This is a genomic window from Bradyrhizobium sp. 1(2017) (assembly GCF_011602485.2).
In the GTDB taxonomy this organism is placed as follows: Bacteria; Pseudomonadota; Alphaproteobacteria; order Rhizobiales; family Xanthobacteraceae; genus Bradyrhizobium.
Map to the genome: position 1 here is coordinate 4170488 of NZ_CP050022.2, position 23169 is coordinate 4193656.

The window sequence follows — 23169 nt, forward strand, 5'->3', positions numbered from 1 at the left end:
CCTCGCGGCGCCGTGTCGAGACGGAGGAAGAGTTCATTGACGGCAGCGACGCGATCTCTTCGGCGATGGGGCATCATCCACAAATGGACCAGCCTCATCTGCACCGTGTTCATGCTGCTGCTGTGCATTACGGGCCTGCCGCTGATCTTCCATGAGGAGATCGACGACGTCCTGCACAGCAGCGTCAAGGCTGCGGAAGTGCCGCCGGGCACGCCGCCGGCCAATCTCGACCGCCTGCTGGGCAATGCGATGGCCAACGCCCCCGGCAAGGTCCCGCATTTCCTGATCTGGGATCGCGACGATCCCAGTGCCATGTTCGTCAGCGTCGGCCCCACGATCACGTCGGATCCGTCGAAGAACACCCTGATCCGCATGGATCTGCACACGGGCGCGTTCCTCGATGCGCCCGATGTCACGGCACGCTTCACCTACATCATGCTGAAGCTGCACACGGACATGTTCGCCGGGCTGCCCGGCAAGCTTTTCCTCGGCCTGATGGGAATCTTGTTCTGCGTCGCGATCATCTCCGGGATCGTGGTCTATGCCCCGTCGATGCGAAAGCTGAGTTTTGGCACCTATCGCGCACGGCGAACCCGCGTCGTGCGCTGGCTCGACATTCACAACCTCGCCGGCATCCTGCTGGTAGCATGGACGCTGGTCGTCGGCTTCACCGGCGTCATCAACACGTGGGCCGATCTTGTCCTCAAGATGTGGCAATTCGGACAACTCGCGGAGATGACGGCACAGTACCGCGATCGCTCGGTCCCTGAAAAGCTGACGCCACTCAACGCTGCCGTAGACGTCGCCGCGACGGCCGTCCCCGGCATGACGCCGAGCTTCGTCGCGTTCCCCGGGACGCTTTTCAGCAGCAAAAGTCACTACGCGGTCTTTCTGCGCGGTGAAACGCCCTTGACGTCGCGCCTGCTCAAGCCTGCCCTGATCGACGCCGAGACTGGCAAGCTGACGGACGCCCGCGACATGCCCTGGTATGTCTCGACGCTTTTCATCTCGCAGCCGCTGCATTTCGGCGACTATGGCGGCATGCCGCTCAAGATCATCTGGGCCGTGCTGGACGTGCTCACCATCGTCATTCTGTGGACCGGCGTCTATCTCTGGCTCCGTCGCCGCAAATCCGGCGTGTCCGTGGAACGAAGCATCGCGAACAACTCGGCCGTCGAGAACGCCGCATTGGAGGCGTCATGAATTCCCGGGCGGCCCATCGAAGCCTGACGCAGATTTTCGGTGTACCGCTCCTCGTCGCGATTCTCAGCGGCGTGGGACTAGTCTCCGCGCTTGTCGGCGATGGTTGGTGGGATGCAATGTCGTGGTCCGCCCTGGGCATTCCGGCCCTGCTCTATTTTGTCTTCATCTGGCGACGAAGCCCGCGCTGACGCCGTTTCGCGCCGGCCCCCAAGCGCTCGGAACGCGTGGGCATCGCTGCGCGAGGTCCTGCGGAAAGAACGTCAAGTCGCGCGTCAGTGACGCGCAAACTTGAACTGCTGAGTGCCCCGCTCCGTGGGATCCGGGCTCTGCTCGGTGAGGCGAAAACCCTCGTGAGCTCTGATGAAGGCCTGCTCCGAGATCCACTTCCGCTCGTATCTGACAAGCTTCTCCCTGGAAGCGCGCGACTCCCCTGGGCCGTTGTCGCTCAGATACGATGTCTGGACCTCGCGCCGGATCTCGTCGCTGATCGGGACGCGATGCCAGACCAACATGGCCGGCTGGACGGCGCAAAGTGCTCTGACGGTGTCCAGCGGATCCGGAACGTATTGTATGGCCCCGTTCGAATGGACGAGATCGACACCGCCAAGCCAATCGGCCGCTTCCTCAATGCGCTCGAAGAACATCAGCCTGTCGGAGGCTAGCTCCTTGGCACGCCGCACCATGGCTGGCGTTTCGACCACCGCCCATTGAATGTCCGGGGATTGCTGGCACGCCAGCCTGTAGTGCAGCCCGGCGCCTCCTCCGAAATCGAGAACCGTCTTCACGCCGACGACGAGCGGCCAGGCGTGGCCGCCGGGCTTGTGGTTGACCGTCTTGAGAAAGATCGTTTCGACCAGTTCCGGGTTCTCATACCCCTCGATGATCTCGCGGGGCTTGAACAGCTTGCGCGCTACTCTCCGGACGAATTTCATCGGGGTTGGCCTGCTACACTTGTGATCGTGCATGCTGGCTAACACAATCGGGAAACATTCGGAAACATCGCGATATGTCCGATTGTCGCGGCGGGCCGAGTTCCAACGCGGCCAACCGGGCGACGCGTGCATTCAGAACGTGTCCTTACGATGGGGGACCTGCCCGTATTTGACGCCAGTGTCCTAGCGATTCCATGACTGGGAGTGTCCTAGGTTAATTTGACTCCGGCTCGGCTGCGATACGTTCTCAAGGCATTCTAACGAGCCGCCCTCATGACGCAGGATCAGATCGCACCCGTCCGCTGCCTCAAATGCAACGTCCCCACCAAGCTCATTCTTTACGAAACTCTCTGGAGCCCCCACGCAGGCAGCTCCGTCCGCATCTACAAATGCCAGTGCGGGGATCTCGTCTGGGACGATAAGCAAGGCATGGCGAAGAAGCCGGAACCAACAGACGACGCGGACAAGGCTCGGACCGATGAGGCCCGCAAGGTCGTCAACGAGCACGTGGACGATCAGCGCGAGTTGCTAGACAAGTTGCGCCGCAAGATGAACTAAGGCCGCCTCAGCACGTGGCCTCTCCGTTCAGGCTGGCGAGCCGCCACTTCGAGACCGGCGCCCTGTACGAGCTCGCTGCGGGCAATCTCCTTCGCGATCTCTTCCGCTTGCTGGGGCGACCGGTCATGGAGCGCCGGCCCGGGTTCTTGTCGAGCTGCACAAAGGTCGAGAAGCAAATCTCGTAGCGATGGTTCAGAAGCCCATCATCGACCCGTCCCCGCGCTGCGCACTCGAAGCGGAAGCCGGCAGTTCGGTCGATCATCGGCGGCTTATGGCCCGGACCGGAAGCTGGCCGAGTTCGTGTTGAACCATTTGAATTGCGCCCCCGACCAAGGGTCGGAAGGGGGTTCGGGGATATAGCGATCGGCTATCCCGGCCGCTTCGACCAGACGCGATCGGGCGAGTGAAGAAAGCTTTGAGCGCAAAATGATGAGCAATTGAGCTATGCAGAAGCGCTCAAGCTTCAATACAGGGCAATTCGGAGTTGTCGGTCGAAAGACGCTCTTCTTGCTGCTTCTCCTTTTCGCGATCCCCGCGGACGATTGCTCCGCGCAGACACCGCCGCCGCCCGTCGACCAACATGCGTTCGAGCGCGTGTCGCCGACGGTTGTGAAGAGATTGGCGACCCGCTTTTCGCTAGGCGCATTCGCGGGCCGCTTCGAAGAGACGCGGCTCGGTGCGGTTCGCGACGCCGTGGGCGAAGGGACCATCCAACACCAGGGCGACGCTGGAGATAGCATCTATTGGCTGTGTTATCGGCGCGCGCAGCATCGATTGTGGGTCGTGTCCAACGGAGAGATGGGCGGCCCGGACCATCTCGTCACGGAGATCATTGAAGAGCTCACCGAGAAAGACGCCGGGACCTCGGCCGATTGCGCCATCATCCCGGACAAGTTCTCGCCCGTCGTCTTCGACGGCAAGCTGCATTTGGGTATGTCGCGTCGGGAGGTCATCACGGCGCTGGGACCGCCGTCGAAGTCGGAAGCTGCCCGGATGGTGTATTCTCATGCCGGAAAGCTCGCAGACGGTTTCGATGAGACCGCATGGCTCATTCTGCGGTTTCGTGAGGGAAAGCTCGCATCCATGCGCGGCAGCAAGACCACGACGAATTGAGGTGGCCGCTAGGCAGCGTTCATGCTTCACAGCGTGATGCGAGCGCGTCACGCCCGCTCCCGCACGATCCCCATCACCTACCCCAACTTCTCCACCACCTTCGGCGAAAGCAAGCCAAGGGCACTTGGTCATCCACTGCCGACGACGGCTTCGGACGCGGCGCCGGGCGAGCGCAGCGGTCAAAACTGTGCTAAACAACGAAGCCCAGCACCGTCGTCAAGGTTCATATGGAGCACCAAATGGCTTCCTCGCGGGACGACAGCATCGCGGAACGACAGATCGCGGAGGAGCTTTCGCTCCTGACGCGCAAGGCGGAAGGCGTCCCCTCGGTGCAGCCGACCATGGAGACGTCTCGCGCCCAGCCGGCAATGAACCATCGATCGACGAAACAGCCCCGCGTGGCTGTCGTCTGCTCTCTGTTGGCAGCATCCATCGCTGCTTGGTGGTGGTCGTCCTCTCATCCGGCGATGACGGTCCCCTCGGACCCTGCACCTCTGACGCAGCCGCCCCGAGAAGCGGCGGCGCCGAAAGACGCAGCGCCGTCTGCAATCGCCCTGGTTTCCGACTTGACGCAGCAGCTCCAGTCGACGACGCGCGATCTCGTTGCCTTGAGGCAAGAAGTCGAACTGCTCAAGTTCACGCGAGAGAGATTGGTCCACGACAATGAAAATGTCGCGCGCCAACTCAAGGCAAGCCAGGAAGAAATCGCACGCAACAACCGTGTCATCGACGACGTCAAAGCGATCCAGATCCAGATGGCGCGCGAAAACCAAACGCTCACCGATCGCCTCAACGCAAGCCAGGAGCAACTCGCCCGCGTCACGGCCGACGCCTCGGCGCCAAAGGAGATGATGCCTGAAATTACGAACGCGATCCCAGAACAGCCAAGGGTCATGCCTGAAATCCCATTGCCGCGTCCGCGGCAGTCGGCCAATGTCGTCCAGGCGCCAAAGCCGGCGCCAGTTGCCAAGCCGCAAGCCACAAAACCGCAACCGTCGTTCGCGTGGCCATGGTCGCGCTAGGGCCAGATCGTTACGGCGTCGCGTATTGAGATCGCATCGCTGACCGCGCTGCACCTTGTGCGGATCGCTCGACGCCGACGGCGCGTCCTCAGCACAGAGCATCAGCCGGCGTCTGTTGTGGCTCGCGATCGAATGGGGGCTGGAGCGAGCTCCGAAGGTCGGAAACGCGCCGAGCGACGAGCTGTGCGACTATTGCCGGAAGCACGGGATCAGCTTTGACTGGATGCTCTGCGGGGACCTAACGGGCCTCCAGGCCATGACGCACCGCCGGCTGGAGCGATACCGATCTCGGGCCCGCCGGTTCGCCGGCGGGCCCTTTGGTGAAACCCGCGCCGCCGGGCACCCGTATCTCGCAGATGCCGGATATGGATAGCAATGAGCGGGCCGAACTTGCCAAGCAGTTGGAGGAGTGTTGCCGCAGATTGCGGCTGCTGACCGAAGCCCGCAGACAGGTTGAGGCACACTTTGCCGACCTAAGTCGGCGACGAAGTGAACAGGGCGATTGAGGTCGCCTCAGATCGCGATGCGCTTTCCGGAGAAGTGCCACGAACGGCGCAAATAGATGGGCTGAAAGAAGCGGACGCGCCCTCCTCCCGAAGCATTGTCACCGCTCACGAAATGTGCGCGCACTTACCAAATTGGCTAACCGTCGGATTTATATGGCGGTGGAAATCGTCACGGATAGGCATCGTTACCTTGGTCGGCTACCTCTCGGAAGCGGACACAGCGGCGCTTTAGCCCATGGTCAGCCATGGACCCATCAGCGGACATTGGCCGCTCCTCAGTCGCCCAGTTCGTTAGACCCCTTCGCCTGTTGGTCCAGCCTGTCCTCAAGCCAGGTCGAGATTGCGTTTGGCGGAATGACCTGTTTGGGCATGTGTGGATTGAGGGTGCCCGCTATCACGACCAGTCCCTGATCGATCTTCTCTTTCGCAAACAGCTTGGCTTCCGTCTCCGTTTCAAAAGTCTTGGTCAGCCGAGGATGTCTTGGCTTTGGCAACACCCCTCTACTTTGCACCTCGAAAGTCACGTACCAACTGTGTCTCATCGATTGCTCAACATGCAGCGGGTCGCAAAGTTGCCTAGCCGGAAAATGCTCCGTTCGTGAGCCGCAACACGGCATCACCGGCGCACTCCAACTCGATTAACACCCCCGTTTAAGTTGCCACCCGCGTTATGACGGACCGCAGCGCGCGCCACCGGACGAGGCCTGAGTACCACACCAGCCCGCGCGACGCAGCCCGCTGGGTAGCCAACGTATGTGCAGTAGATCACCGCGTGAGCCGGTGCCGGGCTGAGAGAGAGACCTCCGAGCCCCAGCAGAACGCTGGCCGCAAGCCCTAGAGCTGTTCTCGATCCAATCGATAGACGCTTCCCGTTCATGGCAATCCTCCCGCAGTTGCGAACTGAAAGGCGACTGAAGTCGCCTTTGTGTTGCTGACATTGCGTGAGCGTCGGGAAAAGTTGGCTTGATCTGAATCAACGGCGGATATGAAAGTCAAGTGATCGGTATCGCGGTACACCCCCAAGGTGAATGTCGCTCCGAACGGCAGACATACCGTAGCGATGCGCGCATCCATGACATAGATCAAGCTGAAGGCCGCAAAGCGAATAGACTTTTTGAAGGTGGGCAGTCCAGCAAAGGAGGCAGTCATGATTTCCCGACGGAAGCTTCTTTCTTCTTTGAGCTTGGCGACTGCAATAGCCGCGCTCCCGAGCATGCTGATAGTGCCCGACGCGGAGGCGCAGACCGCTGGCATGGAAAGGCGCCAAGATCGGCGTGAGGGGCGCCACGAGCGCCGAGAAAACCGTCGTGACGCGCGCCAAGTGCGCCGCGAGGGTCGCCGTGACGCGCGCGAAGTGCGGCGAGGAGGCACACCGGGGACGGCAGATACGACTGCGCCGGGAGTTACGACGGGAACAGCTAAGTAGCTGAGCGTCATGGACCACTAGGTCATCATCTCGCTCGCAGTCCCGGCGCAGCTTCTGGAGTAGTCGCGTGCATGATGGTCGAGACGCGTGGCACGCTGCATCCTTCTGCCCAGCGGGCCGCGCGCTCCGTCGTGAACCTTTCGGCGCGCGCCCGCGCGGTCGTTGGGGGCCTTTGGACCGTGTGGAAAGAGCGGGGACCGCGCGACCGCGACACTTGTTTCCGCTGACTCCTTGCGCACGGTTGTGTGCATAGCTCCTCGAGTCACAGCTTGAAGTCACCAGGCAGGGTCAACGAACTTGATCTTTGTCAATGTCGGCATCAACCGACTGGCGTCCTTAGACTGGCCTTCCTTATGCAAAGGGGGGCGACAGCATGGGAGCAAAACGATGAAGCAGACGGCTTTCAGAAATTTTGCAATTGCAACTTCGACTATCGCTTTTGCGGCACTGTTCACCGTTGATTGGTCTGAGCAACGCGGGATCTCGCTGTCAATTGAGAGTGCCCAAGCGAGGCGACTCTATGTCAGCCCGTATCCCTATAATCGCTACATACCCGATCAGACCGGTCTGCCCTGGTACGCAGTGCGGGCCTACTACGCTGGCGGCCCCTGGTGTGGGGTCGGCGGCAGGACCGGGTACGGGTACGGCACGACGGTTGGAGTCTTTGGACGTGCTTCCTATACCTGCTACGACGGTTGGGATAGCTATGCGAAACTCAACGGCATAGGTTGCACGCCCGGCAACCTGATCAAGGGCGGTGACGGCATCATGTACGTCTGCCAGTAAGCACGCGGACCACGAGGAGAGGCGGCGCAATCGCCGCCTCTTTCAATTTGAAAACGCTGCCCGTTCTTGCCGTGACGAGCTCGTTGGTTCGACCAGCACCATCGAAGAGACCTCGTTGGCAGCGTCAGAGTCTCTGCCTCATCCGATCTCGCAAGCCCCTCGTCTATCCTTGATCTAGCGCAATGCCACCCGGCGGTGAGGCGGCATTTTTCCAGCATGGGGCAAGCCAGTAGTGGAGCAAGTTCATGAGACAGACGCATCTGACAAAACTTGCAATTGCGGGCTCAACTGTCGCATGCGCGACACTGTTCTCGTTTAGCTGGTCTGAACAACGCGGCGTCTCTTTGTCCGTGGAGAATGCCCAAGCGCGGGTTGGTCGGCCACTGACCCCAGTGAGCGTTGCAGGTGTTGCTCGCCGGCAGGATCGGCGGGCTGCGTACGGGTATGGAGCCGGCGTCGTCGGTGCTGGCGTCGCCGGCGCGGCCGCCGTGGGAACGGCTGCTGCCGTGGCGGCCACATCCCCCAACTGGGGATGGGGAGTCGGCTATGGAGTTACGGGCGTGAGTCCCTACAGAGGTGGGCCTTCCTACACAGGCGCCGGCAACTATGGATATACGGGCGGAGCCATGGCAGCTAATGCCTACTATCCTGCGTCCACAGCCAGCGACAGCAGTGGCTGGTACATAACTCCCGCCGGCATGGCCTGCACATCGGGGACTTTGGTCAGAGGCGCTAACGGCATGCCGTTCCGCTGCCCGTAAGACAAAGCGCGTAAAGCGGACATGGACTTCGGCCCGTCAGGGTATCAGCGACGTTACTGCACCCCGATCTAAAGGGTCGCGCGAACAAGTGATGGTGCGCAAGGCAACGGAATTGGTTCCATGCCCGGCACACGGATCAAGGGCGACGACGGAACCATGCACGTTAGTCAGCAAGGAAACGCACAGCGACTAGGAGGCGGTCCAAACGGCCGCCTCCAGATCACACTCTTTCTGGTCCTGCATGCGGATTGATGTTGCCTGCGGAGCGAGCGCGCGAGCATCAGTGCGCGCGCTTGGCGTTCCCTCAGAAAAATACACAACAGGCGTGCTCTGATCGTTCGCCACAGAAAGGGGCAAACTCCCTGTGATCGCGCTCATCATCGCAACAAGAACCAGACTTCGCTCGGCAGCTTGCTCAGCGAAGTTCTGTTCAACACCGAAGAACGGATAGTAGGCTCAATACCGCTGACATCGGCGAGACGGAAACATCATCCGCAATCTGGGTTGAAACAGTTCAGCATTTTGCCCCACTCACCAGCACAGCTGACCATTTGGCGTAAAAACTTCTTAAGCCAAAATCACAGGCGCCTTCGCAGTTGGAAGTTGATCCCACGTTCGCCCGTCTAACACCCGACCGGTTTGCTTCTTTTGCACTCCAGACCACTGCCTAAAGTGGAAGGCAACGCCCGCGTCTACGCATTGATCCCGAATAGATCGTACCCAATCGGGGTCCATCGGGCGCGCGGGGGGCGGACTGTGCTGTCCAGAGAGGTGTAGACCCCCAGTCCCCACCTCTTAAAAGCGTCCGACCCGTCTCACTGGCGGGTTGCTACCCCCCGGCTGCCTCGTCCGACACGGGGCATGGCTGTAGCAGGCCAAACCAGTGAGCAAGAACCATGAAAAACAGTGCCCAAAAGGCTCTTAGGGACCCTCAGGAATCCTTTGCCGCGCTCGCGGTCGCCCTACCCTCCCATTGGCATCAGGCCGTCATACGGCTCGCCAAAGCCACCGAGCGGGTGGAAAGGCGATGGATGAGATGGGCTTTGCAAGACCCCGATGACCTTCCAGCGCAAGATGCGCCAGATGGTCGATGACCTGCTGGTCCTGCTCGACGGCCAGGATGATCCAGACCTCGAGCCCACGGCCGGCGGCTCCTGCGACGACGAATACGAGCCGGAGGAGACCGAGCCGTCCCTGGGCAGCTTCGATCGCATCGTCAACCAGGAGCATGCTTGACGCGGCGCCTACTCCGCCCACCTTGAGCAGGACGACTGCGACCGCGAGGAGGACGATCCGGACGAGGTGAAGCAGCAGCCGCTGGTGATGGCATGAAGGAAAATTCTTCGCACCGCCGCCACGCCATCCAGCTTGCCAGCCAACTACCGGACGGGACCGAGGACGCCATGATCATTCTGCGCCTAATGACGCAGCTTGTTACTGACTTCCTCGACGCTCCCGAGCCGGCGCAGAAAACAGCCCCTGTGGTCGTGCGGATCGGAGGCAACGAATGCGCCTGAGCCGTCTTTTGCTTAGCCGGGTCTGCTTCAAGCTGAGCCTTGGTCTTGCAATGGCCGGTACGGCTATCAGCGGGCTTGATCGCTTCGCGGCGCCATCGTTCCCGCTGTACCACTACTGACGACCGAGGCCCGCCGGTTCACGCTGGCGGCTGTCCTACTAGTCTCGAAATAGAACGCTGCCGGGCTCGAAATATATGTCCCGGCAGCGTTTCATTCTCAAACTGAGCGCTGAAATCCCAGTTGGTTTCGACTTTGCAATGGCCATGCCACAGGTTTGTGACACGCGCCCGCCGGTTCACGCTGGCGGGCCTTTACCAACGAAAAGCCCCAGCCGCTGTCTAGAACGGTTGAGGCTAGTCAATGTTACTGCAAGCGTCAGCTTAACGGGATCAGCTCTCATCGGTTCCTAATGGAATCAAGTCCGCTATCCGGTAGTTTTTAAGCATGGTGGCAAACATCGGTGATGAGAACGCCCGATTGCGCTCCCGCCTTCCTCTCACGGAAAGGAGCGCGCCATGATGAAGCGTCGGCGCCGTTTCAAGCAAACGCTGTTGTTGGAAGACCGTCTGACCGCAGAGGCCGTCCGCTTGCGTGAAAAGGCTCAGGAAGCGCCCCCAGGTTCGAGCGAGAACAGTTGCTACGGCGGGCGCGTCAATGCGAAACCGGCTCGCACATGAGCGAATGGCTGCGCTCGGCCGGCTTGCAGCCGCCAAAGTAGGACTACAACCGCACAACCGGATAAATCATCCTAAGGTTGCGGATTGATCAAATCCAGAACAACGTGAGCCCTCAGCCAGCGGCCTCTTTCTTCCCGCTGGCGGTTGCTCTTGGCTTTGGTGGTACGGCCAGCGAGCCAACAACCTAGCCGCCTCTTTGATCTCGGTGTCCGAGGAGATTCCCAGTCGGGATAGCAGACGCTCGCGCTGAGCGGCGATCTGATCCCGCCTTCCCCGATCTCGCTTGCGATCTGCCCGTCCGGCTTACCGCCGGCGAGGCGCCTTAGGAGCCTTTTTTCTCGGTCTGACAGAATGATTACGTTTGGCACAAACTGCACTTCATTGCCGAACTTTCCCGAGTCTATATTACACCAATGTGGGGTGAAATTGCTTACCGAGTATTCGTGATTGTGGTCGGCATGATGCCGCCGGCGCTTTTGGCCGTGGCGCTATTTATGTGAGATTTGGGCGACCCATCCGCCGCGCCATCTCTCATTGATCTATCGCAAAAAGCGCACGTAATTCGGACGTAGCCTCCCACCCAGGGAGGCAACGATGCAGCCTTGGATGCAGCCTTGGATGTTGCATGTGCTGGCGTGGGCAACTGCGGCCTTGGGCTTAGCCGCCATCATTTCCATGAGCCTGTAAGCCCGCGTCAGTCGGCGGCGTCTTTAGTGTCTTCGCTCGATTGCGAACGCCGACGCTTCACCCGCTCTCTCCAACAGATGATGACAAACAGCACAGCGCCAATCATGGCCTGGCCGGCGAAGGCAACCAGCAGCGATCGAATGAGCACGGTGCTATTCGATCGTTGTACGTTCGTTTGTGCGCTGTTCGGCGTGCCTCGGCTTAAGTAATTGATTTGGCTTAATTTTTGGCGGAAGGGGTGGGATTCGAACCCACGGTACCCTTGCGGGCACGCCGGTTTTCAAGACCGGTGCCTTAAACCACTCGGCCACCCTTCCAAGCCTTGAAATTGTTTAGCTTTTCATCGCTTCGCAGGGAACATTCCGTGGACCCTGACCGCTTTGCTCCCCAACATCGTCGGTGCGCTTGTTTATGGCGGCGCGCATGGCGACGTCAACCGCCGCGGCGGCCTCCCCCTGCATGTTCCGAATCGATTGGCCGTGGATATCCATGGTGATCTTAATCGGGGAATGGCCCAGCCACTTCTGGATCCAGCCCTGTGATTGGCGTGCGCGTCGCGCATCTTGCGCAGCGTCATGCCCCATTCGCCGAGGAAGGCAGACATCACATGCGTGAGGCTGCGAGGCTGCAGAGGACCGGAGATCCCGAGGACGAGGAATCGCTCGTCGAGGATTTCCCCTAAAGCGGTGCATCCCTGACGACGCACCGGTGGACAGCGCCTATGGGATGACAGAGGTCGCGTGGACGCCATTCGACGACGCCCCGCCTCGGCCGCCACGGACTGACCCAGACCGCGCCGAGTCGGCGGGGCCGCGTCGTCCGATTCCGGAAGCGGCGAACGTCCTAGTGCAGCACCCGGCCGGCCTCGGCGAGCCGGACTCTTTCTCTCAACTCATCGAGCTCTTCGATCGCATTGAGCAATCTCATCAGTTCGCGGGCCATATGTGCCAAACTGGGCTTTGGACGCCGCGAGATACGAATACGCTGTCCCATCGGTGCACGCCTCCATGCTGAGGAGGTCCACATCGCAAGGAGCGTGCCGCCATGAAGGGGGATATGCTTAACGCAAATCAGCTGATGATGGCGGTTGGGCGTGATCTCGCGCGGACAGGCTCGCCGGTTCACGCCAGGCGAGCTAACTCAAGGTCAACGGCCGATAGGTGCACTTAACGCTGCACGCGTTGAGAACCGGCTGGCTCCCGGGTCGGCGGGTCTTTCCTGGTTGCTGTAAATTCCGGATGGTCAGCATCCCGAAAATCAAGGCCCGGAAGAAGCAGGTGTAGATAACTTTCGCGCTCGCGCGACGTCTGGTTGCCGGCTCCGTCTGTTCACTCCAAGCTGTGGCCCTGTGTGAGTCGGGGGGACCCATGGAGCGGAAGCCATTTGAGAGCATGCCTCTCGAAGAGCTGTGGCAACTCCACAGCCTCGTTAATGATATCCTCGCCGCCAGGCTTCTGGCGAAGAAGGACCAACTGGAACGACGCCTGGAGCTGCTCAACCGAGAAGAGAAAGCTCGCCATTAGCGCCGCCGCGACCGGTCCGCCGGTTGATGCCGGCGGGCGCGAAGACGTCAGTACCGGTCATGCGGATCTTGCGGACAGGTCTTGTTGCCGTAGGTGTCGATCCCTGCCCCACGCCGTCGGTAGCGCGTCAGATCTTCGGACCGAACATGCCGCCCGCCGTCTTCATCGCAGACTCGCTCATGGCCCGCGCCTGTTCGGTTAGCGCTCGCATCTGGTCCTGGAAAAAATCGGCCTGAAGCTTGAGCGCGTCCTGCATGTCTTTGGCATTGATCAGCTTGTCGCCGAGATCGAACGTCGCGCCGACGTTGCGCCGCATGAACGTGCAGAAATCCTTTGCCTGGTTCGCGATCGGCAGTGGCGACGAGCCGAGTCCTCGCTCCAGCAGGTCGAAATACTCTGTATTGGCCTTGCGCACGCGCTCGAGCGCCCCGCTCATTAACGCACGCACGCTTTCGGCAGACGTATTGATTTCGGCCATGTTGCCTCTCCTTTCACAAGGTTGGGGTTATGCGGAAAGTCCTCCGAACCAGGCGCCGAAATAGCCGGCATAGAGTGCCGGCCGTTCGAGATTCATCGAGTGTCCGATGCCGGGCACGATCACGAGGCGGCAATCCGGCATCGCTTCGGCCATGACGCGAAGGTCAGCCGGAGGAATCCAGCCGTCCCATTCGCCCCACAGCACGAGATGCGGATGCCGCAAGTCCGGCATCCGGCGCTCCAACTCGCGGCTTTCCTTCTCCCGCGTGAGGTTGAGCGGGGTCCCGATCCAGATGCCTTCGGAGACGCCAAATGTCTGATCGATGATGCGGTCGAACAGTGCCTGAATCTCGGCCAGTCCCTCGCGGAAACGCGGGACTGCATTCGGAGCCATGCTCTCGGGCACGAACAGCGAGGACGCCGCGGTTGCCATGATCGTCCGCGTCAGCTCCTTGCTCGCCATCATGGCGCGGAACAGGCCGATCTGATCGGCATTGAAGGTCATTCCCAGCGGTGTAACCGGATCGAGCGCGAACACGCGGCCGAAGCGTTGCGGCTGCATCAGGAGCATGCGGGCAGCGATGATGCCGCCGGTCGAATGCGTCGCGAGATGGCAATAATTGATATCGAGCGTATCGAGCGCGGCCAGCAGGTCCGTGGCGTGCTGCTGCATGGAGTAGTTGGCATAGTCGGCAGACGGCTTCGGTCGGTCGCTGTCGCCGCAGCCGCGCCAGTCGATGGCGATGACGCGCAGCCCCGTCGGAAACATCGGCGCCGCGAGCTCTATCCAGTCCTTGCTGGCGAGATTGCCATGGATGAAGACGATTGTGACATCGCCGCCTCCCCACTCCCGCCAGCCAAGCTGGACCTCGCCCGCCTGCACCCTTGGCATCAGCAATCCTACTTGTTGAGTCCGGCCGTCGGCGCTGCGCCCGGAGGGCTCGGCGCCACCGGCAGGGCCGACACCACGGCCCCTTTGATCATCCGGTCGATCCCCGCGGGCGACGATGTGTCGACACCGCCCCTGGTGACGAAGTCGACGACGTCGACCGGGTACTCGACGGGATTGTCCGTGTGGATGAAGTGTCCGGTGTCCGGATAGATCTTCAGGATCGGCCGATTGCCGGCATTCGTCATCCGCGTCATGAGCGGCGAGATCACGTCACGTCCGAGATCCGTCAGCCCGTTGAAGGCGGGCGTCGGAATGAACGGCTCCTTGTCGCCGAAGGCGAGGAAGATCGGCGCCTTGATCTGGGTGACCCGTTCATAAAGGTTCTTCGGATCGTCTTGCTGAACCTCGGCGCCGATGGTGTGGATGTCATAGATGAAGACGTTGCACCACTGCTCGAGCTCCTTCGGGTTTCCCTTGGTCAGCCCGACGCGCTGTTCGGTGTGGAGGCGGGCATATTCGCTGTCGTTGAAGAAGTAGCCGCTCTTGGCAGCCGACACCGCACCGGTGTCGGGGTCGCGCTTCTTGAAGTAGAAGAAATCGCGAATGTTCTGTTCCGAACGCCCGATCTCGGCCGCCAGGATGCCGGTCTGGTCCCACGTCGCCTTCCACTTGTCGAAATCGTGCTCGAAGGCCGGATCGAACAGCTTCGCCTTCTTGTCCTTGGCGATGGTGATCTCGCGCGGATATTCCTCGAGACCCGACGGGGCTTCCAGCGCGAGGCCCTGCACCGTGTCAGGCCAGGTCAGCGCATAGCCCACCACGAACTGGCCGCCCAGCGAATGGCCGAGATAATACGCCTTCTTGACGCCGAGCTGGTTGACGACGAGGTCGTAGATCACCTCGCGCATGTCCTGCATGCTGCGCGCCGGGCTCTTGTCGAGATTGCCGGGTCCGGACATGCCGTAGTGCGGCAGGTCGGGCACGACCACGCGTAGCCCGTTGCGCAGGGCATATTGCATGATGTTGCCGTAATGCCCGCCGAAGGCACCCTTGCCGTGGATGATGACGAGCACCTTCGGGTTCCTGTCGGTCCCGTTGTATTCGTCCATGTAGCCGATCTGCCAGGAATTGCCGCTCTTGTCCTTGGCGTCGGCGAACTTCACTGGATAGGGATAGGTCACGAAATCCTTCCAGAAGGACTTTTGCGGATCGATCTTTTCGGCAACGCCCGGCACGCGATAGTTCTTGTCGACGAATTTCTGCGCGCGATCGAGGCTCGCAACGTCGTCCATGAAGGCGACGAATTTCGGATCGTTCTTGCGCTGGTTGATGATCGGGAACACGCCGTAATGAGCGACCGGGCTTTCCTGCGCGATCAGGTCCGCACCGGGAACGCGGTCGACGGCCTTCTGTGCCAGCTTGAAGTTGAGCCAGAGATCATTGGTGATGTGCATCACCAGCGTGCGCGCCTGGATGCGGCCGAGATAGGGATTGATGTTGTGCGTCTCGCCGACACGGTTGCGCCAGACGAGATCGACCGCATCATAGAGCTTGGCGCGGTTGATGACGTTCAAGGCCGCCTTCTCGTTCGGCGGATCCCAATAGAAGATCTCGGGCTGCACGGCACCCCAGTTCTGGCCGGTGCGATAGGCGAAGTCGTAGCCGGTCATGCCGAGGATCGACCAGCCGAACGCCACGCCGGGCACCGGGTGCTTCTCCTTTGGCAGCTTGTAATAGTCACCCTTGCTCGCCTGCCAGACCGGATCGGCTTCGATCGCGGCCGTCATCATCTGGAACGTCCAGTTGCCGACGGGGTCGTCGCCGTCTGATTGCGTGGTGCCGCCGATCGGCATCAGGCCGCCGATATATTCGGGGTGCATGACGCCCCAGACATAGGTCTGCGTGCCGCCCATGGATACGCCCGTGACCAGCGCGACGCGCGCGACCTTCAGCTCGTCGCGCAGCAGGCGGTAGTTTGCCTGCACCATGTCGTAGTAGCTGTATTGCGGAAACTTGATTCCGAGCCCGTCGGACGGCTTGCTCGCGCCCCAGGTGCCGAGCGGATCGACCATGATGACGTAGTAGCGGTCGGTATCGATCGGCCTGCCCGGGCCGATGATCGGAACGCCGCCCGACAGGGCAGCGCCCTTGACCCACTGCTCGTACATGTCGGTGGAGTCGCCGGAATAATAGGAGTTGATCACAACCGCATTGGTGATCTCGCCGGCGGCGTTGCGCCGGGCGTTGCCGATGGCGATGTAGGCGGTGCGCAGCTTCCCGGCGCCGAGCGACTCGAGCGTGACGCCACCCTCGCCGCCATTCTCCCATTTGGAGGGATTGGACAGGTCGTACTTGCCGCCGAGGCGGAAGTTGGCGATCTCGTAGGTCTTTTTCAGCCCGTCATGCTGTACCTGCGATGAGCGGCGGGTGAAGGGCTGTGCGACTGCGAGAGCGGTGCCGACCAGCAATACGATCAAGCTGACGAAGCAACGCTTCAAGATATCGGTCCCGGTCATGGCGGACTCCTCCCCTTTACGCCTCCTTGAAACGCTAGGAAGGACGGCACAGGGAGCTTTGATCTAACTCAACGGAATCCAGCCGCGGACGTTGAGACTCGCAGGCATCGGAATGCGGGTAGTCTTTGTGCGATGCCTTTCCTCAGCCACGGCTCATATCAGATCCGCTATGAGCTCGACGGGCCGACGGGCGCGCCAGCCTATGTGCTGGTAAACGGACTGACACAATATTCGGAGCTTTGGGCCGCCTATCGCCAAGCGCTGCTGGCGCGAGGCTTTCGCGTCGCGACCTTCGATCTGCTGGGACAAGGCGGCTCCGATAAGCCGACCCTGTTCATCAGCCAGGACGACCAGGTCGCCGTGCTGCGCCGTTTGATCGACAAGCTCGGCGACGGCCCGGTCTTCCTGAGCGGTATCAGCTTCGGCGGCCTGATTGCCCTCCGCTATGCCATCGAGCATGGCGAGCGGCTGTCCGGACTGGTACCGATGAGCTGCTTCGCCGAGCTTTCGCCGCAGCTTCTGCTTCTCGGGAGCGCCCTGCGGACCGGCCTGATCCTGGGGGGAACGGGCTACCTGCAGGATTTGCTGCTGCCGATGAACCTGTCGGATGAATGGCTGAAGCCGCTGCTCGACAAGCTCGACAGGGTCAAACGTCAGGGCTGGCTGGTCAACGACGTCTACGCGCTCCAGAACCTGATGGATTCCTTCCTCGACTTCCAGCCGCTCACGCCACACCTGTCGGCGATCACGGCTCCGACCATGATCCTCAATGGCGAGTTCGACTTCCTGACGCCGCGGCATCTTCACGAGACCCTGCGCGTCGAGATCCGCAACAGCTCGCTGGTGATCATTCCCAGGGCGTATCACGCCTTCACGCTGGAGAAAGGCGCGCTGACGGCCGATCTGCTCGCGCGCTTTGCCGACGACGTGCTGGCCGGCCGCTGGCGGGGCAATCAGGCCGTCTGGGTGGCGCCGGACGAGCCCGGCGGCGAGCTCACGCTGTTTCCCGACGGCTACGACCATCTGCGCGCCATTCCCCACAAGAGGACGCCGGCATGAGCGGCATGCTCGGTCCTCTCGACTCCGAGGGTCGCGTTCCGCCGCGCCAGCAGACCCGGGTTGCAGCATTCCTGATCTCGGCGCATGGCGCCCTCGCCCGGCAGCTCGCCTTCACGCTGCCCGTCAGGCTGGACGCGGCATGGCAGACCGAATTGAACGCGCAGTTCTACCGCGAGACCGAGATCGTCGCGCTGCTGATGCGCGCCACGTCCTGGGTGCCGGATCTGGCCTTGGGACACATGGTCGCGGCCTGGGAAGCCGCCTGGTGGCCTGCGCCGATCGAAGGGATCGCAGACCCTCGCCTTGTCCAGGCGGTTCATCTCGCAACGCTCGCCCATGCCGTGCATGCCGGCATCCGGCCGGCTGCGCTGCTGCCGGTCGAGGCCAATGCGCAGGATCCCTTTGTGACGGCGCTGCGACGTATCGAGTTCGAGAGCAGCCGGCTGCTGCAGGCCCAGATTCTGTTCCTCAAGGGCAGCGATCTTGCGCCGCATCGGGCTGCAGTGAGTGCGGCGCTGGAGCAACGTCACGCCGGCGTTCGCAAGCTCTGGTGCGAATTGCAAGGGAGCATCGGTATCGACGCATCCCGTGCGGAATGATCGGAAGCCTTGACGCAGATCAAAGGCGGGGAATTGCCGGGCGCCAACATCCGCCGCTGCCGCCTTCTGCCATCGTCGGCCGAACCCGGAGTTTCAATCATGAAGGCCGTTTCCGTCGAAGAAGCCGTTGCGATGATTCCGGCGGGCGCCAGCGTCATGGTTGGCGGCTTCATGGGTGTCGGGACGCCGGAGCGTCTGCTCGATGAAGTCGTGCGCCAGAAGAAGACAGGGCTGACCCTGATCTCCAACGACGCAGCGACGCCCGGAAAGGGCGTCGGGAAGCTGTTCGATCATGCCTTGGTGTCAAAGCTGACCGCAACGCATATCGGCCTCAATCCGAAGGCGCAGCAGCAGATGCTGGCGAACCAGATCGGCGTCGATCTCGTTCCGCAAGGCACCTTCGTCGAGCGCATCCGCGCCGGCGGATGCGGGCTCGGCGGCGTGCTGACGCCCACGGGCGTCGGGACCCTGGTCGCCGAAGGCAAGCGTCAGATCGAGATCGACGGCAAGCCATTCCTGCTGGAAACGGCGCTGCGCGCCCAGTTCGCCCTCGTCCACGCCTTCCTCGCCGACTATATCGGCAACCTCGCCTACGCACTCACCTCTCGCAATTTCAATCCGGTCATGGCGATGGCGGCCGACACCGTCATCGTGACGGCCGAAAACATCGTTCCCGTAGGCGTGATTGCGCCCGATCACGTCGTCACCCCCGCTCCGCTCGTCGACTATCTCATCACCAACGGGTGACATCATGGATCCCCAGACCATCATCGCCCGACGCGTCGCCAAGGAGCTGAAGAGCGGCAATCTCGTCAATCTCGGCATCGGCATTCCCACCCTGGTCGCGAACTACGTGCCGGCGGATCTGAAGGTGTTTTTCCAGTCAGAGAACGGGCTGATCGGCACGGGGCCGATCCCCGAGCAGGGCATGGCGCATCCGACGCTCACCGACGCCGGCGGACGTCCCATCAGCGCGCTGCCCGGCGCCTCGACCTTCGACAGCGCGATGTCCTTCGGACTGATCCGCGGCGGTCATGTCGATGTCACGGTGCTCGGCGGCCTGCAAGTCGACGCGCATGGCCATCTCGCCAACTGGATGATCCCCGGCAAGATGGTGCCGGGCATGGGCGGCGCCATGGACCTCGTCACCGGCGCCAAGCGCGTCATCATCGCCATGCAGCACGCGGCCAAGGGCAAGTCGAAGATCGTGGCGAAATGCTCGCTGCCGTTGACCTCGGCGCGGCCCGTCGACCTTGTCGTGACCGACATGGCCGTGATCGGCTTCCCCGGTGGCAGGGCGACCCTCATGGAAACGGCGCCCGGCATCAGCGTCGGCGAGGTCATGGCTGTCACCGAGGCCGAGCTGGCCATTCCCGACAGCGTCCAGGAAATGAGACTTTGAGCAGAGCGAATTTGAGCAGAGCGATCATGCGCATATTTAGCGACTTCAGCGAGATCAAATCCGCCATCGGCACCGAGATCGGCGCCAGCGACTGGATCGAGATCACCCAGGCGCGCATCAACCAGTTCGCCGAAGCGACCTGCGACGAGCAATGGATCCATGTCGACCAGGAGCGCGCCGGCAAGGAGATGCCCGGCGGCAAAACCATCGCCCATGGCCTGCTGTCACTTGCTCTGGCGCCGCTGTTCATCCGCTTGGTCATCGGCCTGAAGGGCCTGCGCAACACGCTGAACTACGGCGCGGACCGGATCAGGTACCTCGCCCCGGTGCCGGCGGGCGCAAGACTGCGCGGACGCGTCACGGTCGCCGAAGCCGAGGACGTACCGCCGGACGGATTGCGCGCCAACTATCATCTCGTGATCGAGATCGAGGGCGGCAAGAAGCCCGCCTGTATCGCCGAGTTGATCGCCCTGCACTATCGCTGAAGCGACATGTCGGAAAACAGCCCCATGCAGCGCGCATGCGTGATCAATCGATGATGTGATATCCGCCATCGATATAAAGCACACCGCCGGTGATCAGCTTGGCGCCGTCGAGTGCGAGAAAGGCGGTCGCGTTGCCGACATCGTCGATGCTGACCAGACTGCGCGACGGCGCCTTGGACTGCGCCTTGTCCATGAGTTCGTCGAATTCAGGAATCCCCGACGCGGCGCGGGTCGCAAGCGGCCCCGGCGAGATCGCGTGCACACGGATGCCTTTCGGGCCCAGTTCGGCGGCGGCATAGCGAACCGAGGCCTCGAGCGCGGCCTTCGCCACACCCATGATGTTGTAGTTCTCCACCACCATCTGGCTGCCGTAATAGGTCATCGTGAACATCGTGCCGCCGTTCTTCATCAGGGGTTCGGCAAGATGCGCCATCCGCAGGAACGACCAGCAGGAGACGTCCATCGTCTTCAGGAAGCCGTCGCGGCCGACGTCGACGACGCGGCCGTGCAGTGCTTCCTTGGGCGAAAAGGCGATGGAATGCAGCAGGAAATCGAGCTGTCCCCATTCCGACTTGATGCGCTCGAACACGGCTTCGGTCTGGCCTTCGACCATGACGTCGAGCGGCATGAAGATCGGCGCTTCCAGCGCCTGCGCCAGCGGCTCGACGTGTTTCTTCGCTCGGTCGTTGAGATAGGTGACGGCGAGATCGGCGCCGAGCGCGCGGAACGCCCTGGCGCAACCCCATGCGATCGATTGGTCGTTGGCGATACCGACCACCAGGCCCTTCTTGCCCTTGAGGGCGACCTTGCTGTCCGGAAATACTGGGATCATGACACCCTCTCACTTCTGGGATTGGGAGAATGGCCATTCATCAGCAGCGACAGAGTATGCTGCGCAATCATCAATTCCTCATCCGTCGGTATGACATAGACGGGAATGCGGCTGGACTTCGCCGATATCAGGCGCGAATGGCGGGCGTTCTCGGCGGCATCGAGTGCCACGCCGAGCCAGCCGAGCTGCTCTGCCACACGAGCACGGATGCCGCTCGAGTTTTCGCCGATGCCGGCCGTGAAGACGAAGGCATCGAGGCCCTGAAGCGCAGCGGCGAGCATGCCGGCGTTGAGACCGATGCGATAGGTGAAGTAATCGACCGCGAGCTTCGCTTGCGGATCGGTGCTCGCCTCGAGCTCGCGCATGTCGTTGCTGACGCCGGAGAGACCTTTCAAGCCGCAGTCGCGATAAAGGAAATCCTGCACCTTTGCGGCTGACATGCCCTTTTCCGATATCAGGTACAGCACGACGCCCGGATCGAGCTGGCCGGGACGTGTGCCCATCGGCAGCCCGTCGAGCGCGGTGAATCCCATCGTGCTCTCGACGCTGAGCCCGCCCTTCATGGCGCACATCGACGCACCGCTGCCGAGATGGGCGACGATCACCCGGAGCTTCGCGATATCAGGCGCGATCTGCGGCAGGCTCCTGGAGATGTATTCATAAGAGAGCCCGTGGAAGCCGTAGCGCCGCACGCCTTCGGCGTGGAGCTGGTGCGGGATGGCGTAACGATCGGCCAACGGGCCATGCCTGCGGTGAAATGCAGTGTCGAAGCATGCAACCTGTGGCACCGTCGGGAAGTTGGCAAGGATCGAACGGATCGGAGCGAGATTGTGCGGCTGGTGCAATGGCGCCAGCGCGACGAACCGCTCCAGCCGCGACACCACCCCATGATCGACCAGAACCGGCCGCTCATAGTCCGGGCCACCGTGGACCACACGGTGCCCAACGGCGAGAGGATTGACACGAACCTCGCTCCGCAGCCAGTCGCCTGCCACGTTCATGGCCGCTGGAACGTCAGGAATCGCCTCGATCGGATAGGCCCGGTCGGCCATGGCATCGCCACCAGCGCCGTTCGCGCGCAGCCGCGGACGACTGCCGATACCGTCCACCTGGCCCTTGATCATCCGACGAAGCCGGCCCTCGCCCTCGACGGCAAACACCTGGAACTTGACGCTCGAGGAGCCGGCGTTGACGACGAGGATGGTATCCATGGTCGTCAAGCCGCGACTGTCGGCGCCTTCTGGCGCCTCGCATAAGCGTAGAGCGCAGCCACCGCACAGGAGGCCATCCGTGCCCGCGGGGAATCCGCGCGGGAGGTCAGGACGACGGGCACCCGGGCGCCGAGCACGATGCCGGCGCCGTCCGCTTTGGCGAAATAGGCGAGGTTCTTGGCGAGCATGTTGCCTGACTCCAGGTCTGGAACCATGAGGATCTGGGCCCTGCCGGCAACTTCGGACGTGATGCCCTTGATCCGCGCAGCCTCGGGGTCAATGGCATTGTCGAAGGCCAACGGACCATCGAGCAAACCGCCGGTGATCTGGCCGCGATCGGCCATCTTGCAGAGCGCTGCCGCCTCGATCGTCGAGGGGATTTTCGACGTCACGGTCTCGACCGCCGACAGGATTGCAACCCGCGGCGTCTGGCCGAAGCCCGCTTGGTTGAAGAAATCGATCGCGTTCTGGATGATGTCGCGCTTGGCGTCGAGATCGGGGAAGATGTTGATGGCGGCATCCGTCACGAAGATGGTCTCGGCATAGGCCGGTACGTCCATGACGAAGACATGGCTGATGCGCCGGTCGGTCCGCAGGCCGCCGACCTTGGCCGTAACCGCTCGCATCAGCTCGTCGGTATGCAGGCTGCCCTTCATCAGCAGCTCACCCCGCGCGGCATGGATCAGCTCGACGCCCTTGGCTGCGGCGTCATCGCTATGAGCGGCATCGACGATCTCGAAGCCGGAAACGTCGAGATCGAATCTGGCGGCGGTATCTTTGATCTTCCGCTCCGGTCCAACCAGGATCGGCCGGATGATGCCGGCGCTCGCGCTGTCGACGGCGCCGCGCAGCGAGGTCTCGTCACAGGGGTGCACGACCACGGTTGGCGTCGGCGGCGCGGCCTTCGCCGCGGCTATCAAGCGATCATACTTGCTGCCGGATTGGGCGTCGGTCATTCTGTCACTCCCGCTTCCACCAATGCGCG

Annotated in this window: 27 protein-coding genes and 1 tRNA gene; 15 read left to right on the forward strand and 13 right to left on the reverse strand. The window is 62.0% G+C overall.

Going from position 1 to position 23169, the window contains the following annotated elements:
• Positions 1-111: 111 nt before the first annotated feature.
• Positions 112-1203, forward strand: a complete 1092-nt coding sequence (locus HAP40_RS19740; RefSeq protein ID WP_246741359.1) for a PepSY-associated TM helix domain-containing protein — start codon at positions 112-114, stop codon at positions 1201-1203.
• Positions 1200-1391, forward strand: a complete 192-nt coding sequence (locus tag HAP40_RS19745) for a hypothetical protein (protein WP_166816244.1) — start codon at positions 1200-1202, stop codon at positions 1389-1391. The genes HAP40_RS19740 and HAP40_RS19745 overlap by 4 nt, the downstream gene beginning before the upstream one ends.
• 84 nt (positions 1392-1475) lie before the next feature.
• Here the strand turns inward: HAP40_RS19745 and HAP40_RS19750 are convergent, their stop codons facing one another.
• The gene (locus HAP40_RS19750; protein ID WP_166816243.1) at positions 1476-2267 is read right to left on the reverse strand and encodes a hypothetical protein; all 792 of its coding nucleotides are present in this window, start codon (positions 2265-2267) and stop codon (positions 1476-1478) included.
• Positions 2268-2408: 141 nt separating this feature from the next.
• Between HAP40_RS19750 and HAP40_RS19755 the strand changes: the two genes are divergently transcribed.
• The 3 genes from HAP40_RS19755 (at position 2409) to HAP40_RS19765 (ending at position 4828) form a co-directional block, all read left to right on the forward strand.
• On the forward strand, positions 2409-2693 hold the full coding sequence (locus HAP40_RS19755) for a hypothetical protein (RefSeq protein ID WP_166810892.1): 285 nt from the start codon (positions 2409-2411) through the stop codon (positions 2691-2693).
• Between the two features lie 444 nt (positions 2694-3137).
• Positions 3138-3806, forward strand: a complete 669-nt coding sequence (locus tag HAP40_RS19760) for a hypothetical protein (protein WP_166816242.1) — start codon at positions 3138-3140, stop codon at positions 3804-3806.
• A gap of 227 nt (positions 3807-4033) precedes the next feature.
• Complete coding sequence (locus HAP40_RS19765) at positions 4034-4828, forward strand: hypothetical protein (protein ID WP_246741073.1); 795 nt, start codon at positions 4034-4036, stop codon at positions 4826-4828.
• 781 nt (positions 4829-5609) lie between these two features.
• Here the strand turns inward: HAP40_RS19765 and HAP40_RS19770 are convergent.
• From HAP40_RS19770 to HAP40_RS19780, 3 genes are all read right to left on the reverse strand, one after another.
• Positions 5610-5876: a hypothetical protein gene (locus tag HAP40_RS19770; protein ID WP_166816241.1), complete on the reverse strand. Its 267-nt coding sequence runs from the start codon at positions 5874-5876 to the stop codon at positions 5610-5612.
• Between the two features lie 74 nt (positions 5877-5950).
• Positions 5951-6211 (reverse strand): hypothetical protein, encoded by a 261-nt coding sequence (locus tag HAP40_RS19775; protein ID WP_166816240.1) that lies wholly within the window; start codon positions 6209-6211, stop codon positions 5951-5953.
• A complete protein-coding gene (locus HAP40_RS19780; protein ID WP_166816239.1) occupies positions 6208-6588 on the reverse strand; it encodes a hypothetical protein in 381 nt (126 codons plus the stop codon). Before HAP40_RS19780 ends, HAP40_RS19775 begins: the two co-directional genes overlap by 4 nt.
• Before the next feature lie 559 nt (positions 6589-7147).
• On the opposite strand from HAP40_RS19780, the gene HAP40_RS19785 reads away from it, so the two are divergent.
• Positions 7148-7546, forward strand: a complete 399-nt coding sequence (locus tag HAP40_RS19785) for a hypothetical protein (protein WP_166816238.1) — start codon at positions 7148-7150, stop codon at positions 7544-7546.
• 1328 nt (positions 7547-8874) lie between these two features.
• Here the strand turns inward: HAP40_RS19785 and HAP40_RS19790 are convergent.
• Entirely contained in the window at positions 8875-9042 is a 168-nt protein-coding gene (locus HAP40_RS19790) for a DUF5131 family protein (protein WP_246741072.1), read from the reverse strand.
• 321 nt (positions 9043-9363) lie between these two features.
• Here HAP40_RS19790 and HAP40_RS19795 point away from each other — a divergent pair, with 321 nt between their 5' ends.
• From HAP40_RS19795 to HAP40_RS19805, 3 genes are all read left to right on the forward strand, one after another.
• Entirely contained in the window at positions 9364-9543 is a 180-nt protein-coding gene (locus HAP40_RS19795; protein ID WP_166816237.1) for a hypothetical protein, read from the forward strand.
• Positions 9544-9635: 92 nt separating this feature from the next.
• On the forward strand, positions 9636-9824 hold the full coding sequence (locus tag HAP40_RS19800) for a hypothetical protein (protein WP_166816236.1): 189 nt from the start codon (positions 9636-9638) through the stop codon (positions 9822-9824).
• 515 nt (positions 9825-10339) lie between these two features.
• Positions 10340-10501, forward strand: coding sequence for a hypothetical protein (locus HAP40_RS19805; RefSeq protein ID WP_414645336.1), 162 nt, complete (start codon positions 10340-10342; stop codon positions 10499-10501).
• A gap of 914 nt (positions 10502-11415) precedes the next feature.
• Here the strand turns inward: HAP40_RS19805 and HAP40_RS19810 are convergent.
• Positions 11416-11505 (reverse strand) — tRNA-Ser (locus HAP40_RS19810).
• Positions 11506-12031: 526 nt separating this feature from the next.
• Positions 12032-12181, reverse strand: coding sequence for a hypothetical protein (locus tag HAP40_RS19815; protein WP_166816235.1), 150 nt, complete (start codon positions 12179-12181; stop codon positions 12032-12034).
• 374 nt (positions 12182-12555) lie between these two features.
• Between HAP40_RS19815 and HAP40_RS19820 the strand changes: the two genes are divergently transcribed.
• Complete coding sequence (locus tag HAP40_RS19820) at positions 12556-12711, forward strand: hypothetical protein (protein WP_166816234.1); 156 nt, start codon at positions 12556-12558, stop codon at positions 12709-12711.
• A 127-nt stretch (positions 12712-12838) separates the two neighbouring features.
• On the opposite strand, the gene HAP40_RS19825 is transcribed toward HAP40_RS19820, so the two are convergent.
• The 3 genes from HAP40_RS19825 to HAP40_RS19835 are packed head-to-tail and all read right to left on the reverse strand — an operon-like array spanning position 12839 to position 16596.
• Positions 12839-13189 carry a phasin gene (locus HAP40_RS19825; protein WP_166816233.1) on the reverse strand — a complete coding sequence of 117 codons (351 nt, stop codon included), beginning with the start codon at positions 13187-13189 and terminating at the stop codon, positions 12839-12841.
• 27 nt (positions 13190-13216) lie between these two features.
• On the reverse strand, positions 13217-14080 hold the full coding sequence (locus HAP40_RS19830) for an alpha/beta fold hydrolase (RefSeq protein WP_166816232.1): 864 nt from the start codon (positions 14078-14080) through the stop codon (positions 13217-13219).
• 8 nt (positions 14081-14088) lie between these two features.
• Positions 14089-16596: an alpha/beta hydrolase gene (locus HAP40_RS19835; RefSeq protein ID WP_166816231.1), complete on the reverse strand. Its 2508-nt coding sequence runs from the start codon at positions 16594-16596 to the stop codon at positions 14089-14091.
• 132 nt (positions 16597-16728) lie between these two features.
• Here HAP40_RS19835 and HAP40_RS19840 point away from each other — a divergent pair, with 132 nt between their 5' ends.
• The 5 genes from HAP40_RS19840 (at position 16729) to HAP40_RS19860 (ending at position 20141) form a co-directional block, all read left to right on the forward strand.
• Positions 16729-17655 carry an alpha/beta fold hydrolase gene (locus HAP40_RS19840; protein WP_166816230.1) on the forward strand — a complete coding sequence of 309 codons (927 nt, stop codon included), beginning with the start codon at positions 16729-16731 and terminating at the stop codon, positions 17653-17655.
• Positions 17652-18254, forward strand: a complete 603-nt coding sequence (locus HAP40_RS19845) for a hypothetical protein (protein ID WP_166816229.1) — start codon at positions 17652-17654, stop codon at positions 18252-18254. The genes HAP40_RS19840 and HAP40_RS19845 overlap by 4 nt, the downstream gene beginning before the upstream one ends.
• A gap of 99 nt (positions 18255-18353) precedes the next feature.
• Complete coding sequence (locus tag HAP40_RS19850) at positions 18354-19001, forward strand: CoA transferase subunit A (RefSeq protein WP_166816228.1); 648 nt, start codon at positions 18354-18356, stop codon at positions 18999-19001.
• Between the two features lie 4 nt (positions 19002-19005).
• Positions 19006-19656: a 3-oxoacid CoA-transferase subunit B gene (locus tag HAP40_RS19855; protein WP_166816227.1), complete on the forward strand. Its 651-nt coding sequence runs from the start codon at positions 19006-19008 to the stop codon at positions 19654-19656.
• Positions 19657-19682: 26 nt separating this feature from the next.
• A complete protein-coding gene (locus tag HAP40_RS19860) occupies positions 19683-20141 on the forward strand; it encodes a MaoC family dehydratase (protein ID WP_166816226.1) in 459 nt (152 codons plus the stop codon).
• 43 nt (positions 20142-20184) lie between these two features.
• Here HAP40_RS19860 and fabI read toward each other — a convergent pair whose 3' ends face one another.
• From fabI to HAP40_RS19875, 3 genes are read right to left on the reverse strand one after another with little or no spacing between them, the layout of a single operon-like run.
• Entirely contained in the window at positions 20185-20973 is a 789-nt protein-coding gene (gene fabI / locus HAP40_RS19865; protein WP_166816225.1) for an enoyl-ACP reductase FabI, read from the reverse strand.
• Positions 20970-22184 carry an acetate/propionate family kinase gene (locus tag HAP40_RS19870; RefSeq protein ID WP_166819441.1) on the reverse strand — a complete coding sequence of 405 codons (1215 nt, stop codon included), beginning with the start codon at positions 22182-22184 and terminating at the stop codon, positions 20970-20972. The genes fabI and HAP40_RS19870 overlap by 4 nt, the downstream gene beginning before the upstream one ends.
• A gap of 5 nt (positions 22185-22189) precedes the next feature.
• On the reverse strand, positions 22190-23140 hold the full coding sequence (locus HAP40_RS19875) for a phosphate acetyltransferase (RefSeq protein ID WP_166816224.1): 951 nt from the start codon (positions 23138-23140) through the stop codon (positions 22190-22192).
• Positions 23141-23169: the final 29 nt, after the last annotated feature.

Bases quoted from the DNA above. Each gene is read 5' to 3' on its own strand.
- HAP40_RS19800 (WP_166816236.1), top strand. From the start codon at position 9,636: ATGAAGGAAAATTCTTCGCACCGCCGCCACGCCATCCAGCTTGCCAGC.
- HAP40_RS19805 (WP_414645336.1), top strand. From the start codon at position 10,340: ATGATGAAGCGTCGGCGCCGTTTCAAGCAAACGCTGTTGTTGGAAGAC.
- fabI (WP_166816225.1), bottom strand. From the start codon at position 20,973: ATGATCCCAGTATTTCCGGACAGCAAGGTCGCCCTCAAGGGCAAGAAG.
- HAP40_RS19845 (WP_166816229.1), top strand. From the start codon at position 17,652: ATGAGCGGCATGCTCGGTCCTCTCGACTCCGAGGGTCGCGTTCCGCCG.
- HAP40_RS19780 (WP_166816239.1), bottom strand. From the start codon at position 6,588: ATGCCAGCGGTCTGCGCCTCCGCGTCGGGCACTATCAGCATGCTCGGG.
- HAP40_RS19875 (WP_166816224.1), bottom strand. From the start codon at position 23,140: ATGACCGACGCCCAATCCGGCAGCAAGTATGATCGCTTGATAGCCGCG.
- HAP40_RS19770 (WP_166816241.1), bottom strand. From the start codon at position 5,876: ATGAGACACAGTTGGTACGTGACTTTCGAGGTGCAAAGTAGAGGGGTG.
- HAP40_RS19790 (WP_246741072.1), bottom strand. From the start codon at position 9,042: ATGGACCCCGATTGGGTACGATCTATTCGGGATCAATGCGTAGACGCG.
- HAP40_RS19745 (WP_166816244.1), top strand. From the start codon at position 1,200: ATGAATTCCCGGGCGGCCCATCGAAGCCTGACGCAGATTTTCGGTGTA.
- HAP40_RS19795 (WP_166816237.1), top strand. From the start codon at position 9,364: ATGACCTTCCAGCGCAAGATGCGCCAGATGGTCGATGACCTGCTGGTC.
- HAP40_RS19830 (WP_166816232.1), bottom strand. From the start codon at position 14,080: ATGCCAAGGGTGCAGGCGGGCGAGGTCCAGCTTGGCTGGCGGGAGTGG.
- HAP40_RS19765 (WP_246741073.1), top strand. From the start codon at position 4,034: ATGGAGCACCAAATGGCTTCCTCGCGGGACGACAGCATCGCGGAACGA.
- HAP40_RS19840 (WP_166816230.1), top strand. From the start codon at position 16,729: ATGCCTTTCCTCAGCCACGGCTCATATCAGATCCGCTATGAGCTCGAC.
- HAP40_RS19785 (WP_166816238.1), top strand. From the start codon at position 7,148: ATGAAGCAGACGGCTTTCAGAAATTTTGCAATTGCAACTTCGACTATC.
- HAP40_RS19760 (WP_166816242.1), top strand. From the start codon at position 3,138: ATGCAGAAGCGCTCAAGCTTCAATACAGGGCAATTCGGAGTTGTCGGT.
- HAP40_RS19850 (WP_166816228.1), top strand. From the start codon at position 18,354: ATGAAGGCCGTTTCCGTCGAAGAAGCCGTTGCGATGATTCCGGCGGGC.
- HAP40_RS19835 (WP_166816231.1), bottom strand. From the start codon at position 16,596: ATGACCGGGACCGATATCTTGAAGCGTTGCTTCGTCAGCTTGATCGTA.
- HAP40_RS19740 (WP_246741359.1), top strand. From the start codon at position 112: ATGCTGCTGCTGTGCATTACGGGCCTGCCGCTGATCTTCCATGAGGAG.
- HAP40_RS19755 (WP_166810892.1), top strand. From the start codon at position 2,409: ATGACGCAGGATCAGATCGCACCCGTCCGCTGCCTCAAATGCAACGTC.
- HAP40_RS19815 (WP_166816235.1), bottom strand. From the start codon at position 12,181: ATGGGACAGCGTATTCGTATCTCGCGGCGTCCAAAGCCCAGTTTGGCA.
- HAP40_RS19820 (WP_166816234.1), top strand. From the start codon at position 12,556: ATGGAGCGGAAGCCATTTGAGAGCATGCCTCTCGAAGAGCTGTGGCAA.
- HAP40_RS19825 (WP_166816233.1), bottom strand. From the start codon at position 13,189: ATGGCCGAAATCAATACGTCTGCCGAAAGCGTGCGTGCGTTAATGAGC.
- HAP40_RS19870 (WP_166819441.1), bottom strand. From the start codon at position 22,184: ATGGATACCATCCTCGTCGTCAACGCCGGCTCCTCGAGCGTCAAGTTC.
- HAP40_RS19855 (WP_166816227.1), top strand. From the start codon at position 19,006: ATGGATCCCCAGACCATCATCGCCCGACGCGTCGCCAAGGAGCTGAAG.
- HAP40_RS19775 (WP_166816240.1), bottom strand. From the start codon at position 6,211: ATGAACGGGAAGCGTCTATCGATTGGATCGAGAACAGCTCTAGGGCTT.
- HAP40_RS19750 (WP_166816243.1), bottom strand. From the start codon at position 2,267: ATGCACGCGTCGCCCGGTTGGCCGCGTTGGAACTCGGCCCGCCGCGAC.
- HAP40_RS19860 (WP_166816226.1), top strand. From the start codon at position 19,683: ATGCGCATATTTAGCGACTTCAGCGAGATCAAATCCGCCATCGGCACC.